The following is a 17,688-nucleotide window of genomic DNA, read 5'->3' as shown; positions in this document are numbered from 1 at the left end:
GGATTTCATGCGCACGCATGCCTCCGAGTCCACGCACACCGTCGTCGACCTCCTCCGGATCCGCGCTCGGGAGCAGCCGGACCGGCGGGCCTACCTCTTTCTCGACCGCGACGGCCGGGAACGGGAGAGTCTGACCTTCGCGGCCCTGGACCAGCGCGCCAGGGCGATCGCCGCCCGGGTACGCCAGCACGCCGCACCCGGCGACCGGGTGCTGATCCTGCACCCGCCGTCGCTGGAGTACATCGCCTGTTTCTTCGGCTGTCTCTACGCCGGTGTGGTCGCCGTGACGGCCTACCCGCCCAACTTCACCCGCCGACTGGAACGCATCCGCGGCCTGGTCCGCGACTCCGCCCCCGCTCTGGCGCTGACCACCGACCGGATCAGCGCCGCCGCCAGCGCCCGTTTCGCCCAGGCGGAGGAACTTGTCGGCTTCGACTGGTTGGACACCGCCACCGTCGCCGACGACGACGCCGACTGGCGCCCACCGCGGATCGACGGCGACTCGCTGGCCTTCCTCCAGTACACCTCCGGCACCACCGGCGACCCGCGCGGCGTGATGGTGAGCCACGGCAACCTGCTGCGCAACGCGAGCACGCTGCACGACGCCGTCGGCTACCACCCGGGTGACCGGATGGTCAGCTGGCTGCCGCCGTACCACGACATGGGTCTGATCGCGGGCGTGCTGCAACCCATCCACGGCGGGTTCGAGGCGGTGCTGCTGGCGCCCGCGACGTTCGCGCTCGACCCGTTCCAGTGGTTGCAGGCCATCTCCCGCTACGGCGGGACCACGTCGTACGCCCCCGACTTCGCCTACAACCTCTGTACCGACCGGATCGACGAGCAGCGGCGGGCCGGGTTGGACCTGTCGACCTGGACGAGCGCGGTGCTCGGCGCCGAGCCGACCCGGGTCGACACACTGCGGCGCTTCGCCGCCACGTTCGCCGGCTGCGGCTTCCGCCCCGAGGCGTTCCGCTCCGGGTACGGGCTGGCCGAGTCGACGCTCGCCGTGACCATCACCCGAACCGCGCCGGCCGAGCTGGACGTGAGCGCCAGCGCGCTGGAGCGCGGGGAGATCACCCCGACGGCCGACGGGACGGACCGCCGCCGGCTGGTCAGTGTCGGGCCCGGCATCGACCCGGCACAGTCGGTGGTCGTGGTCGACGGGCCGGACCGCCGGTTGCTGCCGGCCGGCGAGGTCGGCGAGATCTGGGTGAGTGGGCCGAGCGTCGCCCAGGGCTACTGGCGGCGGCCCGAGCAGACCCGCGAGACGTTCCAGGCGCGGGTCACCACCGGCGAGGGGCCGTTCCTGCGGACCGGCGACCTGGGGTTCGTCCACGACGGCGAGCTCTACGTGACCGGCCGGATCAAGGACATGATCATCGTACGGGGTCGCAACCTCTACCCGCAGGACGTCGAGCGGTGCGCGGTGACCAGCCACCCGGCGCTGCGCTCCGGCCTGGCCGCCGCGGCCGGGCTGGAGACCCCGGCCGGAGAGCAGTTGCTCGTCGTCGCCGAGGTACGCCGCGAAGCCACCGAGCCGGACGTGGACGCCATCGTGACGGCGATCCGGCAGGCGGTGACGGCCGAGTTCGAGGTGGCCGTGCACGCCGTGGTGCTGGTACGCGCCGGCACGCTGCCGCGGACCTCCAGCGGCAAGGTGCAGCGACACGCGGCGAAGCAGGGATACGCCGAGGGCAGCCTGACCGAACTCACCAGGTGGGTTGCCGACGAGCCGACCTCGACGCCGACCCTCCCGACGCCGGCCGACGACAGGTCCAACCCGGACGCACCGGTCGGAGGGTCCGACAACGGGACGTGCCGGGCCGACACCGGGCCGGTCGCGGCCGGTGCGGGCAGCCACACCGCCGGCGCGACCCAGGTGCGGGACCTGCTCGACGCACTGCCCGAGGTGATGCGGGAACCTGTGGTCTGCGCCGAGATCTGCCGGCGGCTCGCCGCCACCCCGGGCGTCGACGCCGCCGCCATCACCCCGGACATCCCACTCACCCTGTTGGGCCTGGACTCGCTGCGGGCACTTCAGGTGCAGAGCGCCCTCGAACGCGACCTCGCCGTGCGGTTGCCGTTGGAGGAGTTCGCCGACGCCACAGTGGACCAGTTGGCCCGCCTGGTGACCGCGCGGCTCGCCGCCCCGCGGGCCGACGACCCGGCCGAGGCCACGGCCCTGCCGGCGCTGGTCGCCGACCCGGCCCGCCGGGGCGAACCGTTCCCGCTCACCGATCTGCAACACGCCTACCTGGTGGGCCGCAGCGGCGCCGCGCGCCTCGGCGGTGTCTCCACCTACTGGTACACCGAGCTGGACTCCGCGTCGCTGGACGTGCCGCGCCTGGTACGGGCCCTGGGCGCGCTCGTCGAGCGGCACGAGATGCTGCGCGCGGTCATCGGCTCCGACGGCACGCAGCGGATCCTCGCGGCGCCCGGCACCGTGCCAGTGCGGGAGATCGACCTGTGCGACGCCTCGCTGGACGAGGCCGACGAGGCCCTCGCCGCGGTACGCGCGGAGATGTCGCACCAGGTGTTGCCCCTGGACACCGGGCCGATGCTGGACGTCCGGATCAGCCGGCTCCCGCTCGGGCACACCAGGGTGCACATCGGTTTCGACCTGCTGGTGGGCGACGTCCGCAGCGTGCAGGTGCTCTTCGACGAGTGGCGTCGGCTCTACCTCGACCCGGGCGCCACGCTGCCCGAGATCGGGGTGTCCTTCCGCGACTACCTGCTCGCCGCGCGGGCGATGGAGGCGGGTCCGGAGTACGCCCGCTCCCGGGCCTACTGGTTGGACCGACTGGACACCCTCCCCGGCGGGCCCGACCTGCCCCTCGCGCCGAGCGCGGCGGAGCTGCGCCGGTCCCGTTTCCACCGCCACGAGCACCGGATCGACGCCGGGACCTGGTCGCGGATCAAGCGGGACGCCGCGGCGCACGGCATCACCCCGTCGGCCGTGCTGCTCGCCGCGTACGCGTCGGCGCTCGGCCGGTGGAGCCGTACCTCGCGGTTCTGCGTGGCCACGACCCTGTTCAACCGGCTGCCGCTGCACCCCGACGTGGACGCGGTGGTCGGTGACTTCACGTCGATCACCCTGCTGGAGATCGACCTGGGCGGCGGGCCGGGCCTCGCCGAGTTGGCCATCCGGATTCAGCGCCAACTGTGGCGCGACCTGGAGCACCGGCACTTCAGCGGTGTCCAGGTGCTGCGCGAGCAGGCCCGCCGGCGCGGGGCCGCGCTGCCGGTGCCTGTCGTGTTCACAAGCGGCCGGGACAACGGCGAGATCCACACCCGGTGGCTGGGCGACACCGCCTTCTCGGTGTCGCAGACTCCGCAGATCTGGATCGACCACCAGGTCCGGGAGGAGGACGGCGCGGCCCTGGTGAGCTGGGACGCCGTGGACGAGCTGTTCCCGGACGGGTTGGTGGAGCAGATGTTCGGCGGCTTCGTCGACGTGTTGCGCCGCCTGGGCTCCGGTGCGGGCTGGACCGCTCCGGCGGAGGTGCAGCCGGCGGGGCTGGCCGAGTTGGTGGCCGAGGTGAACGCCACCCAGGCGCCGGTGCCCTCCGGTCTGCTGTGGACCCGGCTCGTCGAGCACGCCACCGCCGATCCCGACGGGCTGGCCGTGGTGGCCTCGGGCCGACGGCTGACCTTCGGACAGTTGCTCACCCGGGCGTCGTTCGTCGCGCACCAACTCGTCGACACCGGCGTGACCCGGGGCGACCGCGTCGCCGTGGTCATCGACAAGTCGGTCGAACAGGTGATCGCGGTGCTGGGCGTCGGGTTGGCGGGCGCCGCGTACGTGCCGGTGGACCCGTCGGTGCCGGCGCAGCGTCAGAGGTTCGTCATCGAGCACGCGGCCTGCTCGGCGGTGCTGCTCCGCGCCGGCGCCGACACCGACGACGCCGGCTCGGGTCTACCCGTGGTCGTGGTCGACGCCGACGACGACACCGCGGTGGCACACAACCCGCCCGCCGTCGCGGCCGAGGTACAACCCGACGAACTCGCCTACATCATCTACACCTCCGGCTCCACCGGCCGACCCAAAGGCGTCGCCATCTGCCACCGCGCCGCCGTCAACACCTGCGTCGACATCAACACCCGCTACCACCTCACCCCCACCGACGCCATCCTCGGCCTCTCCGCCCTCAGCTTCGACCTCTCCGTCTGGGACATCTTCGGCGCCCTCGCCACCGGCGCCACCCTCGTCCTGCCCGAACCCCACGCCAACCGCGACCCCGCCCGCTGGCACCACCTCATCGAAGAACACCACATCACCATCTGGAACTCCGTACCCGCACTCATGGCCATGCTCGTCGAACACCTCGAAGCCACCAACACCACCACACCCACCCTCCGCCAAGTCCTCCTCTCCGGCGACTGGATCCCCACCGACCTCCCCAACCGCATCACCACCACCGCACCCCACACCAAAATCACCAGCCTCGGCGGCGCCACCGAAGCCGCCATCTGGTCCATCCTCCACGACATCGACCACATCGACCCCACCTGGGAATCCATCCCCTACGGCCGACCCATGACCAACCAAACCTTCCACGTCCTCAACGACCGCCACCAAGAATGCCCCACCTGGGTCACCGGCGACCTCCACATCGGCGGCACCGGCCTCGCCAACGGCTACCACAACGACCCCGACAAAACCCACGCCGCCTTCATCACCCACCCCACCACCGGCCAACGCCTCTACCGCACCGGCGACCTCGGCCGCCGCCTCCCCAACGGCACCATCGAATTCGCCGGCCGCAACGACCACCAAGTCAAAATCGGCGGCTACCGCATCGAACTCGGCGACATCGAACACGCCCTCGCCAGCCACCCGGCGGTGCGCACGGCCATCGCGACCACCACGGGAGATCGGCACCACCGCCGCCTGGCCGCGTACGTCCTGCCACACCCCGGAGAGCACGACGGGGACCTCGGGGCCGCCGTCCGGGAGCACGCGAGCGGCCTGCTGCCGTCGTACATGCTGCCCAGCACCATCACCGTCCTGGACACCCTGCCGCTCACCCCCAACGGCAAGGTCGACCGCGCCCACCTGCCCGAACCCGGGGTCGTGGCGACCGACCACACGCCACCGCGTACCCCGGTGGAGCGGACCGTGGCCACGCAGCTCGGCCAGGTCCTGGGCATGCCGCAGGTGTGCGTGCGGTCCAACTTCTTCGAGCTGGGGCTCGATTCCGTGCTGATCCTGCGACTGCACCGTGAGCTGCGGACCGCCCTCGGGCGCGACTTCCCGCTCACGTTGCTGTTCGAACACACAAGCGTGCGGCGCCTGGCGGGGGTCCTCACCGGCACCGACGACCGCGACGCGGACCTGGACGCGGCCTTCGCCCGCGGCCAACGCAACCGTCGAGCCCGGCGACGCGTCGCCCGGTCCGGACAGGAAGAGGAGACAAGGGCATGAGCACCGACACCGTCGACATCGCCGTGGTCGGCCTGGCCGGCCGATTCCCGGGGGCTCCCGACGTCACCCGCTTCTGGCACAACCTGCGCGCGGGCACCGAGTCGATCCGCCACTTCACCGACGAGGAGCTACTCGCCGCCGGCGTCTCCCCGGAACTGATTTCCGACCCCCGCTTCGTCAAGGCGTGGGGCGCCCTGGAGGACGCCGAACTCTTCGACGCCCGGTTCTTCGGATACAGCGCCCGGGAGGCGGCGCTGCTCGACCCGCAGCACCGCATCTTCCTGGAGTGCGCGTGGGAGGCGCTGGAGGACGCCGGGCACACCCCGGCGTCGTACCCCGGCTCGATCGGCGTGTACGCGGGCGCCAGCCTGTCGTCGTACCTGCTGGCCCACCTGCTGCCCGGTCGCGGCCTGGACGCCTCCGCCGACGGCCTGGAGCTGCTGGTGGCCAACGACAAGGACTACCTGGCCAGCCGGCTGAGCTACAAGCTCGACCTGGACGGCCCGGCGGTCTGCGTGCAGAGCGCCTGCTCCACCTCGCTCCTCGCCGTGCACCAGGCCTGTCAGGCGCTGCTGGCCGACGAGTGCGACCTGGCGCTGGCCGGCGGCGTGACCGTGCGGTTCCCACAGACCCGCGGCTACCTCTACCAGGAGGGCATGATCCTCTCGCCGGACGGGCACTGCCGCCCGTTCGACGCGCAGGCCCGGGGCACGGTCAGCGGCAGCGGCGCCGGCGTGGTGGTGCTGCGCCGCCTCGACGACGCACTCGCCGACGGCGACCGGATCGACGCGGTCATCCGGGCCACCGCGGCGAACAACGACGGCGCCGCCAAGGTCGGCTACACCGCGCCGAGCATCCAGGGTCAGGCGCGGGTGGTGTCGGCCGCGATCGGGCTGGCCGGGGTGCACCCGGAGAGCATCAAGGCGATCGAGGCGCACGGCACCGGCACCGCGCTCGGCGACCCGATCGAGATCGCCGCGCTGACGAAGGTCTTCCAGCGGCACACCGACCGGCGCGGCTACTGCGCGGTCAGCTCGGTGAAGAGCAACATCGGGCACCTGGACAGCGCCGCCGGCATCGCCTCGCTGATCAAGGCGGTGCTCCAGCTCAAGCACGGCGAGCTGGTGCCGAACGTCAACTACACCGCGCCCAACCCGGAGATCGACTTCGCGGCGACGCCGTTCCGGGTCAACGCGGAGCTCCAGCCGTGGAAGGCCAACGGCGATCCGCGGCGCATCGGCGTGAGTTCCTTCGGGTTCGGTGGCACAAACGTGCACGCCATCCTGGAGGAGCCGCCGGCCCGCGAGCTGTCCGGCGCGCGCCGCGACCGCCACCTGATCGTGGTGTCCGCACGCAGCGCCGCCGCGCTGGACACGGCGACCGACCGGCTGGCCACCGCCTTCGCCGACGCCGACGCGCCCGACGACGCGCCGGAACTGCTCGACATCGCCGACGCGGCCTGGACGTTGCAGACCGGGCGCACCCACTTCCCGCACCGGCGGGCCGTCGTGGTCGACGACGTCCGTACCGCCGCCGGCGCGCTCGGCAGCGGCACCGGTCCGCGGACCCTCTCCGGCCGGGCGCCCACCGAGGAGCCCGAGGTGGCGTGGCTCTTCCCCGGGCAGGGCAGCCAGTACCCGGGCATGGGCGCCGGGCTGTACCGCACCGAGCCGGTGTTCCGCGCCGAGGTGGACCGCTGCGCCGAGGCGCTGACGTCGACGCTCGGCGTCGACCTGCGCGACCTGCTGGTGGCCGCGGACCCGGCCGACCGGGCCGCCCGGGCCCGACTGGCGGACACGGCGGTCGCCCAGCCGGCGCTGTTCACCGTCGAGTACGCCATGGCCCGCCTGCTCACCTCGTGGGGGGTGCGCCGCGACGCGACGATCGGGCACAGCGTCGGCGAGTTCACCGCCGCCGCTCTGGCCGGCGTGTTCGAGCCGGAGGAGGCGGTCCGGCTGGTCGCCGAGCGCGGACGGCTCATGGGCGCCCAGCCGACCGGCGCGATGCTGTCGGTGGCGCTGCCCGCCGAGGCGCTTGTGGCACGACTGCCGGTGGGCCTGGACATCGCGGCGTACAACGCGCCCGAGGTCTGCGTGGTCGCAGGCACCGTCGAGGACGTCCAGGCATTCGCGGCGGTGCTGGAGGCCGACGGTGTCGGGCACCGGATGCTGCACACCTCGCACGCGTTCCACTCCCGGATGATGGACACGGTCGTCGGCCCGTTCGCCGCCGCCGTGGCCGCCGCGTCGCCCTCGGCGCCCACCGCGCCGATCCTCTCGGGACGCACCGGCACCTGGCTGACCGGGACGGAGGCCGTCAGCCCGGAGTACTGGAGCGGTCAACTCCGCGAGCCGGTCCGCTTCGCCGACGGGATGACCCGCCTGCACGAGCAGGGCATCGGCGTCCTGGTGGAGGTCGGCCCCGGCACCACCCTGTGCACTCTCGCCCGGTTGGCGCCCGAGGCGCGCGGCGTGGTCGCGGTGCCCACCATGCGCGCGCCGGACGCCGACGGCTCCGACGAGGCGGCGGCCCTGGAGGCTGTCGGTCGGCTCTGGCTGGGCGGCGTGGAGGTCGACTGGGACGGCGTGCACGACGGTGCCCGGCGTCGCCGGGTGGCCCTTCCGACCTACCCCTTCGAGCGCCGGCGCTATTTCGTGGAGGCGCCCACCGCCACCGGCAGCACCGCACCGGGCGTCGTGGTCGAGGAGCCGGACGACATCGACTTCGGCGAGGCCGACACCCGCCCGGCGCTGACCACCGTCTACCTGGCGCCACGGACCGACGTCGAACGGCGCATCGCGCTCATCTGGCAGGACCTGCTCGGCGTGGCACCGATCGGCGTCGACGACATCTTCATCGAGCTGGGCGGCCACTCGCTGCTCGCCACGAAGGTGGTCAGCCGGATCCAGCAGGACCTGGGCGTGCAGGTGCCGCTGCGCCGCCTGGTCAAGGCGTCCACGGTGGCCGCCCTCGCCGAGGTGGTCGCGGAGCTGCTGCCCGAGGCCGCGCCGACCACCGCCGAGCCGGCGCCGGCGGCCGACGACGAGATGCCGGTGGCCGTGCCGGATTGGGAGCACCTGCACGAGCCGTTCGGGCTCAGCGAGATCCAGCAGGCCCAGTGGATCGGCCGGATGGGCAACTTCAGCATGGGCAACGTCGGCGCGCACATGTACTGGGAGGTGGACCGGGACGACCTGGACGTCGAGCGGCTCAACCAGGCGTGGAACCGGGTGCTGGCCCGGCACGCGATGCTGCGGGCCGTGTTCACCCGCGACGGTCACCAGCGGGTGCTGCCCGAGGTCACCCGGTACGACTTCCCCGTTGTCGACCTGCGCGACGAGACGCCGGAGGTGGTCGAGGGCCGGCTCGCCGAGATGCGCGAGGCGATGTCGCACGAGATGCGACCCGAGGACGCGTGGCCGCTGTTCGAGATCCGGGTGGTGCACCTGCCCGGCGGGCGTACCCGACTGTTCCTCAGCTTCGAGCTGATGATGGCCGACATGGGCAGCGTCCGGATCCTGCTCGCGGACTGGCGCGCCTACTACGAGCGGCCGGCCGAGGAGCTGCCCGAGCTGGGCATCTCGTTCCGCGACTACCGGCTGGCCGCGGAGAAGCTCAAGGAGACCTCGCTCTACCGCCGATCCATGGACTACTGGCGGGATCGGGTGGCCACCCTGCCCTCGCCGCCGGAGCTGCCGTTGGCCACCTCACCGGAGCTGGTGCGGGAGCCGAAGTTCGTACCCCGCAGCGCGCTGATCCCGGCGACGGAGTGGGACGCCATCAAGCGGGAGGCCGCCGCGCACGGCGTCACTCCGTCGGCGGTGCTGCTGGCCGCGTACGCCTGCGTGCTGGGCGGGTGGACCCGGTCGGGCCGCTTCACGCTCAACGTGACCACGAACATCCGGCTGCCCGTGCACCCCGACGCGGAGCACCTGGTCGGCGGGTTCGCGTCCTTCACGCTGCTGCCGGTCGACCTGGTCGAGGACGACTCGATCCTCGGGGTGGCCCGCCGGTTGCAGGAGCAGAACTGGGAGGACCTGGAGTACCGCTACGTCAACGGCGTCGACATCCTCCGCGAGCTGGCCCGTCAGCGTGGCGGCACCGACGCCGCCATGATGCCGGCGGTGTTCACCAGCACCCTGGTCAACGAGAGCGAGGCCAACGAGTCGTCGATGGTGGACTGGCTGGGGCAGCTCGAACACCAGGTGATCCAGACTCCGCAGGTGTGGATCGACGCCGCGGCGCTGGAGGTGGAGGCCGGTCTCGTGGTCGGTTGGCCCAGCGTGGACGAGCTGTTCCCGGACGGGTTGGTGGAGCAGATGTTCGGCGGCTTCGTCGACGTGTTGCGCCGCCTGGGCTCGGGCACGGGCTGGACCGGCTCGGCCGAGGTCTCCCCCGCCGGGCTGGCCGAGTTGGTGGCCGAGGTGAACGCCACCCAGGCGCCGGTGCCCTCCGGGCTGTTGTGGACCCGGCTCGTCGAGCACGCCACCGCCGATCCGGACGGGCTGGCCGTGGTGGCCTCGGGCCGACGGCTGACCTTCGGGCAGTTGCTGACCCGGGCGTCGTTCGTCGCGCACCAACTCGTCGACACCGGCGTGACCCGGGGCGACCGCGTCGCCGTGGTCATCGACAAGTCGGTCGAACAGGTGATCGCGGTGCTGGGCGTCGGGTTGGCGGGCGCCGCGTACGTGCCGGTGGACCCGTCGGTGCCGGCGCAGCGTCAGAGGTTCGTCATCGAGCACGCGGCCTGCTCGGCGGTGCTGCTCCGCGCCGGCGCCGACACCGACGACGCCGGCTCGGGTCTACCCGTGGTCGTGGTCGACGCCGACGACGACACCGCGGTGGCACACAACCCGCCCGCCGTCGCGGCCGAGGTACAACCCGACGAACTCGCCTACATCATCTACACCTCCGGCTCCACCGGCCGACCCAAAGGCGTCGCCATCTGCCACCGCGCCGCCGTCAACACCTGCGTCGACATCAACACCCGCTACCACCTCACCCCCACCGACGCCATCCTCGGCCTCTCCGCCCTCAGCTTCGACCTCTCCGTCTGGGACATCTTCGGCGCCCTCGCCACCGGCGCCACCCTCGTCCTGCCCGAACCCCACGCCAACCGCGACCCCGCCCGCTGGCACCACCTCATCGAAGAACACCACATCACCATCTGGAACTCCGTACCCGCACTCATGGCCATGCTCGTCGAACACCTCGAAGCCACCAACACCACCACACCCACCCTCCGCCAAGTCCTCCTCTCCGGCGACTGGATCCCCACCGACCTCCCCAACCGCATCACCACCACCGCACCCCACACCAAAATCACCAGCCTCGGCGGCGCCACCGAAGCCGCCATCTGGTCCATCCTCCACGACATCGACCACATCGACCCCACCTGGGAATCCATCCCCTACGGCCGACCCATGACCAACCAAACCTTCCACGTCCTCAACGACCGCCACCAAGAATGCCCCACCTGGGTCACCGGCGACCTCCACATCGGCGGCACCGGCCTCGCCAACGGCTACCACAACGACCCCGACAAAACCCACGCCGCCTTCATCACCCACCCCACCACCGGCCAACGCCTCTACCGCACCGGCGACCTCGGCCGCCGCCTCCCCAACGGCACCATCGAATTCGCCGGCCGCAACGACCACCAAGTCAAAATCGGCGGCTACCGCATCGAACTCGGCGACATCGAACACGCCCTGGTGGGTCACCCCGACGTGGATGCCGCCGTGGCGATCGCCACCGGCGACCGCCACCACCGCCGGCTCGCCGCGTACATCGTCGCCGGCCCGGAGCACGTCGGCGATCCGGACCTCGTCGACGCGGTGCGCGCGCATGCCGCGACCCTGCTGCCGCCGTACATGATTCCCAGCACCATCACCGTCCTGGACGCCCTGCCGCTCAGCGCGAACGGCAAGGTCGACCGCAACAACCTGCCCGAACCCGGGGTGGTCGCGGTCGAGCGGGAACGGGGCGAGCTGACCCCGCTGGCGGTACGGCTGTGCCAGATCGCGGCGCACGCCATCGGCGTCGACGAGGTCGACCCGTGGGCGAACTTCTTCCAGCTCGGCGGCGACTCGATCATCGGCGTCCGGATCATCACGCAGGTCAACGACCAGGGCATCGACCTGCGGCTCCAGGACCTCTTCGAAGCACAGTCCATCGTGGACCTCGCCGAGCGGCTGGAGGCGCGCGGCGCCGTGGCGGCGGCTCCGGGCGGTGACGTCGCGGCGACCCGCGTGACGCCGTTCCAGCGGCGCCTGCTCGCGGTGGCCGCGCCCGGCCTGCCGGCCGGCGCCCACCGGGTCGACCTCCACGTCGAGGCGGAGCTGTGCCTCGACGCCGCCCGTGCGGCGGTCCGCCAGATCATCGGCCGGCACCCGGCACTGCGGACCCGCTTCGCGGCGACCGGCGACGACGGCTGGTGCCAGGCGGCCGTGCCGGCCGACGAGGTCTCCGCCCACCTGCCGGTCATCGAGCTGGGCACGTTGCCGGCCGAGGTACGGGCCGAGGCGGTCGCCCAGATGGTCGACGAGATGCGCGAGGAGCTCGACGTCGAGCGCGGCACGGTCTTCACCGCCGCGCTGTTCGACCTCGGCGCCGACGGCCGGGTGCTCACCCTGCTCGCCTCGGAGCTGGTCGTCGACGCGGGCTCGTGGGAGGTCGTGGTCTCCGAGTTCCTGAGCATCACCCAGCAGCTGCGCAACGGCGACAGCGTCGTGCTGGCACCGCCCACCGACCCGTTCACCAGGTGGGCCGAGCAGTCCCCGCAGGCCAGCGCCGCGGTCGTGGCCCCGGCCACGGCGCCGGAGGGGACCCCACACCAGGCCGTCAGCCAGCTCACCGCCGACGAGACCGAGCGGCTCACCGACGCGACCCGGCGCGGCTACCGGCTGAGCCTGACCGAGACCGCCCTGGCGGCACTCACCCTGGCCACCCGGCGTACCGGCCTGGACGGCCCGCTGCTGGTGGTCGGCGACCGGCGCGACGACGGCACTGTGGACGCCTCCCGCACGGTGGGCGCGATCCTGTCCGTCGCCGAGGTCCCCGGCGCGCTGGGCACCGACGACCTGGCCGCGCTGCTGCCGGCGGTCAAGGAGTGGAATCGCTCCGCCGCCGACGGCGCGTACGGGCCGGCTCGCGTCGCCCTGCACGTGCTGGAACGTTTCGGCGAGCGGTCCCGGTTGGCCCGACTGCTGCCGCCGGGCAACCCGGCGCCCTGGCCCCGCTGGGAGCGGGACAGCCTCGGCGCGGCCGTGCGGCTCACCGTCGTCGACTACGCGGGCGCTCTGCACATCCACTGGAGCAGCACCGACCCGGCGGTCGAGCTGCCGAGCCTCGCGGACGCCTTCGAGACCGCCCTGCGCGACATCGCCGCGCACAGCCGCGACCTCGGGTCGGGCCAGGTGTCGGCGGGCGACTTCCCGCTGGCCGACCTCGGCACCGACGACCTGGCCGCGGTGCTCAACGACATGGAGGAGGAGCTGTGACGACCACCGAGACGATCGCCCGCCCGGTCACCGCGTTGTCCGAGCGGCACACCGCCTGGCGGGACGCGGTACGCGACTTCGCCGAGACCGAGGTGCGACCCCTGGTCGGTGAGATGGACGCCGCGTCGGCCCTCGACCCGACGCTGCTGAAGAAACTGGTGCCGGCCGGCCTGATGGGCATCGAGATCCCCCGTGCGTACGGCGGCGCCGGTCAGGACCTGCTCGCGGTGCTCATCGCGATCGAGGAACTGGCCGCCGTCGACCCGGCCGTCGCCGTCTTCGTCGACGTGCAGAACGCGCTGGTGGCCAGCGCGGTGCTGCGCCACGGCACCGGTGACCAGAAGCGCCGGTACCTGCCCCGGCTGGCGACCGGCCTGGCCGGCGCGTACGCGATCTCCGAGGAGCAGGCCGGCAGCGACGCCTTCGCGCTCACCACCCGCGCCGAGGCCAACGGCCAGGGGTACCTCCTGCACGGGCGCAAGTGCTGGACGACAAGCGCCGCCGAGGCCGGCCTGTTCCTGGTGTTCGCACGTGTCGACGGCGCGTCCGGCGGGCTCACCGCGTTCCTGGTGGACCGCGACTCGCCGGGGCTGAGCGTCGGCCCGCCCAAGGCCAAGCTCGGCATCCGGGCCAGCTCCACCTGCGACGTGCGACTCGACGGGGTGCCGGTGGGCCGGGAGAACGTGCTGGGCCGGGTGGGCGCCGCCGACCTGCTGGCGATGGAGACGCTGAACGTCGGCAAGCTGGGCATCGCGGCGCAGCTCGTCGGTCTGGCCCGGGGGGCCCTGCACGAGGCGCTCGCCTACGCGCAGCGGCGCGAGCAGTTCGGCGAGGCGATCGTGGCGTACCAGGGGGTGCTGTTCCCCCTCGCCCGGCTCGCCGCGGAGCTGGAGGCGGCCCGGGTCCTGCTCTACGACGCGGTGCGGGTGCTGCACCACGGCACGCCCACCGACCGGTTGCGGGTCAGCGCGATGGCCAAGTACCTGGCGTCGGAGGTGGCCGAGCGCGCCGCCTCGCAGGCGGTGGAGACGTTGGGCGGCAACGGGTTCACCACCGCCCACCCGGTGGAGAAGCTGTACCGGGACGCCAAGGTCGGCAAGATCTACGAGGGCACGTCGAACATCCAGTTCCGGACCATCGGCGCGATCCTGGTCGGTGCGGGCGGTGAGCGGCCGTGGTGAACGCGCTGACGCTCTACTGCCTCCCGTACGCCGGGGGTTCGGCGCGGGTGTTCGCCGACTGGGCCGACAGCCTGCCGCCCGGCGTCACGCTCGACGCGCTCGAACTGCCCGGACGCGGCCTGCGTTTCCACGAGGATCCGGTGGACCGGCTGGAGCCCCTGGTCGCCGAACTGCTGGGCGCGGTGCTGTCCCGGCCCGGGCAGCGCTTCGCGGTGCTCGGCTACAGCTACGGATCGCTGCTCGCCTTCGAGCTGTGCCGGCGGCTGGAGCACTACTACGGGCTGGTCGCCGAGCACCTGTTCGTGGCGGCGATGCGGGCTCCCGGCGTACCCCGGGTCGAACCGCCCGTGTCGACGCTGCCCGACGACCTGTTCCGCGAACACATCCGTTCCCTCGGCGGTACGCCGCCGGAGGTGCTCGAACACGACGCGCTGATGGAGATCCTGCTGCCGGTGTTGCGGGCCGACTTCACGGTGGTGGACGACTACTCGTACCACGGACTGCCGGTGAGCTGCCCGGTCACGGCGTTCGGCGGGTTCGGCGACGTCGGGGTCGATCCCGACGCGCTCACCGCCTGGACGGGCTGCACCACCGGCCCGTTCGCCCTTGAGATGTTCCCCGGCGACCACTTCTTCCTGCGTACCGCGCGGGACGAGCTGTTGTCGCGCCTGGCCGGCACGCTAGCCCCGATCGCCGGCCCGACACCGCTACGGAGGCGGGCATGAGCCGTACCAACCTGGACGACGTCTACGAGCTGACCCCGATGCAGCAGGGCATGCTCTACCACCACCTGTACGCGCCGAACGAGGGCTTCTACGTCGAGCAGACCGTGCTCTCCCTCACCGGCAGCCCGGACCAGGAGGCGTTCTGGCGGGCCTGGCAGCTGGTGGTGGACCGCCACCCGGCGCTGCGGACCGCGTTCCGCTGGGACGGCATCGCCAAGCCGGTGCAGGCCGTGCACGCCCGGGCGGCGTTACCCCGGGAAACCCACGACTGGCGGACCCTGTCGGCCGCCGAGCAGCGTCGTCTCCTCGAGGAGCTGCTGCGCGACGAGCGTCGGCGCGGTTTCGACCTGGAGACCCCACCGATCATGCGGGTCGGGCTGTGCCTGCTGGCCGACGACCGCTTCCAGATCGCGCTGCGCCTGTCGCACCTGGTGGTGGACGGCTGGTCGATCGGCCTGATGATGTCCGACTTCACCGCGGCCTACAAGGCGTACGTCCGCGGCCGGGAGCCGGTGCTGCTGGCGCCGGGCCGTTTCCGCGACTACGTGGCCTGGTGGAAGCGGCAGGACCCGGAGGCCGTGGGGCCGTTCTGGCGCCGCTACCTGGCCGGCTACCAGCCCGCGCCGCTGCGCCTCGACGGGGGCGCGGCCCCGGCCGACGGCCCCGCCTTCGACTGGGTCGACAGGTCCCTCGGTGACCTCGCCGACGAGCTGCGCGGATACTCGCAGCGGCACCGGCTCTCCCTGCACACGCTCGTGCAGGGGGCGTGGACGCTGGTGCTGGGGCGGGCCACCGGCAGCACCGACGTGGCCGTCGGCACCACCTTCGCCCACCGTCCCGCTGACCTGCCCGGCGCGGAGTCGGTGGTCGGCTGCCTGGTCGGCACCGTGCCGGTACGCAGCACGCTGGGCCCGGAACGCCAGGTGGTGCCCTGGCTGCGGGCCATCCAGGACGACATCATCGCGGTCCGGGACAACGCGGCCACCGGGTTGGCCGACATCCAGCGGTGGAGCAGCGCACCGGCCGGCACCGAACTGTTCGACAGCATCGTCGGCTTCCAGAACATGCCGCTGCCGCCGTTCACACTCGGCGAGGAGGGGTTGGGCCTGGAGGGCTTCCAGCTGCACACCCGCCCGCACACGCCGCTGGTGCTGATGGTGCTTCCGGGCGACGACCTGCCACTGCACCTCATCTACGACCGTCGACGCGTTGACGGTGCCCGGGCACCGGCACTCGTCGCGGGCGTGCACGACGTGCTCGCGGCGATCGTGCGGGACGAACCGGCGCGCCTGGGCGACATCCCGGAGGCCGCCGCCCCGGCGCGGCCGTCCACCGACCGGGCGGCGGACCCGGCCCCCGCGCCGGTCACCCCCGCGCCGGCCGCCGGGACGGAGACCGAGGCCGCGCTGAGCGCCCTCTTCGCCGACCTGCTCCAGCTGGAGCACGTCGGCCGCGACGACAACCTCGTCGAACTGGGCCTGCACTCGCTGCTCGGCACCCGCGCGGCCAACCGGATCCACGACGAGTGGCGGACCCTGCTGCCGTTGCAGGCGTTGTTCGCCGGGCCGACCGTGGCCCGCCTGGCGGCCCTGATCGAGGCCGGCGGCGTCGCCGACGACCGCGCCCGCGACCCCCGTGGCCACGTCGACGTGCTCCGGGAGGCGGTGCTCGACGACGACATCACCGGCCGGGAGCCGGTGCGGTGGGCGGCCGAGCCGCGGCGGGTTCTGCTCACCGGCGCCACCGGCTACCTGGGCAGCGCCCTGCTGGAACGGCTGCTGCGCGACACGCCCGCCACGGTGGTGTGCCTGGTCCGCTCGCTGGACCCGGCGGACGGCCGCCGCCGGGTACGGGAGGCGCTGGCCGCCGCCGGCCGCTGGGACGACGCGTTCGACGCCCGGATCGAGGTGCTGCCCGGAAACCTGTCGCAGCCGCGCCTGGGCCTCGCCCCGGACACGTTCGGGGCGCTGGCCGACGACCTCGACGAGATCTACCACCTGGGCGCGGTGGTCAACATCCTCCCGCCCTACCGGCGGGTCCGGCCGACGAACGTCGGCGGCACCCGCGAGGTGCTGCGGCTGGCCACGTCGGGCAGCGCCGGAACCGTCCCCGTGCACTACGTGTCGCCGGCGGAGGTCACCGACCTCGCCGACGTCGAGTGGGCCGGCCGGGAGGTCTTCGTGGACACTCCGCCGCCACACCTCTACAACGGCTACATCCAGTCGCAGTGGGTGGCCGACCGGATCGTCGGGGAGGCGGCGGCACGTGGCGTACCCGTGGTGCTCACCCGGGCGGCCCGGCTGATCGGCAGCCCGGTGACCGGGCGGTGGAAGGTCGGCGACGTGGTCAGCGACATCGTGCGCGGCTGCGTCGCCCTGGGCCTCGTTCCGGACAGCGACATCGCGCTTCCGGTGTCCACCGTCGAGCACGTGGCGGCCGGCATGGCGGCGCTCGCCCGCCGCCGGGACGCCCTCGGTCAGGCGTTCCACCTGACCGCGGCGGCGCCGTTCACCTTCGCCGAGCTGGCCGGCGCGCTGTCCGACCGGGGCTACCAGGCCGTCGGGGTGCCGCTGGAGCAGTGGTACGCCGAACTGGTCCGGCTGTCCCGCCGCGACCCGGACGGCAGGTGGGACCTGGTGCTGTCGGTGCTCGGCCCGTGGGTGCGGGCCAACGCCGACGGGTGGCGCGAACCGCTGTACGACACCAGTCGGGCGCACGCCGTCCTCGGCGACGACGTGCCCGCCCCCGAGGTCGGGCGGGCGTTCATCGGGCAGTGCCTGGACTACTTCGCCGCCATCGGCCACGTACCCGCCCCCTCCGCGACCGCGGACGCCGAGCCGGTGCGGGGGTGAGCA

The 17,688-nt window shown here is 72.9% G+C and carries 5 protein-coding genes; all 5 read left to right on the top strand.

Annotation, left to right across the window (positions count from 1 at the left end; all coding sequences use genetic code 11):
- Positions 1 to 7: 7 nt before the first annotated feature.
- The 5 genes from ACGFH8_RS18245 to ACGFH8_RS18225 are packed head-to-tail and all read left to right on the top strand — an operon-like array spanning position 8 to position 17,685.
- Entirely contained in the window at positions 8 to 5,425 is a 5,418-nt protein-coding gene (locus ACGFH8_RS18245) for an amino acid adenylation domain-containing protein (protein ID WP_393368267.1), read from the top strand.
- Entirely contained in the window at positions 5,422 to 12,927 is a 7,506-nt protein-coding gene (locus tag ACGFH8_RS18240) for an amino acid adenylation domain-containing protein (RefSeq protein WP_393368265.1), read from the top strand. The genes ACGFH8_RS18245 and ACGFH8_RS18240 overlap by 4 nt, the downstream gene beginning before the upstream one ends.
- Positions 12,924 to 14,108, top strand: coding sequence for an acyl-CoA dehydrogenase family protein (locus ACGFH8_RS18235; RefSeq protein ID WP_393368263.1), 1,185 nt, complete (start codon positions 12,924 to 12,926; stop codon positions 14,106 to 14,108). The genes ACGFH8_RS18240 and ACGFH8_RS18235 overlap by 4 nt, the downstream gene beginning before the upstream one ends.
- Positions 14,102 to 14,833: a thioesterase II family protein gene (locus ACGFH8_RS18230; RefSeq protein WP_393368261.1), complete on the top strand. Its 732-nt coding sequence runs from the start codon at positions 14,102 to 14,104 to the stop codon at positions 14,831 to 14,833. Before ACGFH8_RS18235 ends, ACGFH8_RS18230 begins: the two co-directional genes overlap by 7 nt.
- Positions 14,830 to 17,685: a thioester reductase domain-containing protein gene (locus ACGFH8_RS18225; RefSeq protein ID WP_393368260.1), complete on the top strand. Its 2,856-nt coding sequence runs from the start codon at positions 14,830 to 14,832 to the stop codon at positions 17,683 to 17,685. Before ACGFH8_RS18230 ends, ACGFH8_RS18225 begins: the two co-directional genes overlap by 4 nt.
- Positions 17,686 to 17,688 lie beyond the last annotated feature (3 nt).

The sequence above is a fragment of the Micromonospora sp. NPDC049175 genome (genome assembly GCF_043197345.1).
GTDB lineage: Bacteria > Actinomycetota > Actinomycetes > Mycobacteriales > Micromonosporaceae > Micromonospora.
The sequence above is the reverse complement of the archived record's forward strand: the minus strand, read 5'-3'. Positions and strand labels throughout refer to the sequence as shown.

Excerpts from the sequence above, each read along its gene's own strand:
- ACGFH8_RS18245 (WP_393368267.1), top strand. The coding sequence starts at position 8 with ATGCGCACGCATGCCTCCGAGTCCACGCACACCGTCGTCGACCTCCTC.
- ACGFH8_RS18240 (WP_393368265.1), top strand. The coding sequence starts at position 5,422 with ATGAGCACCGACACCGTCGACATCGCCGTGGTCGGCCTGGCCGGCCGA.
- ACGFH8_RS18225 (WP_393368260.1), top strand. The coding sequence starts at position 14,830 with ATGAGCCGTACCAACCTGGACGACGTCTACGAGCTGACCCCGATGCAG.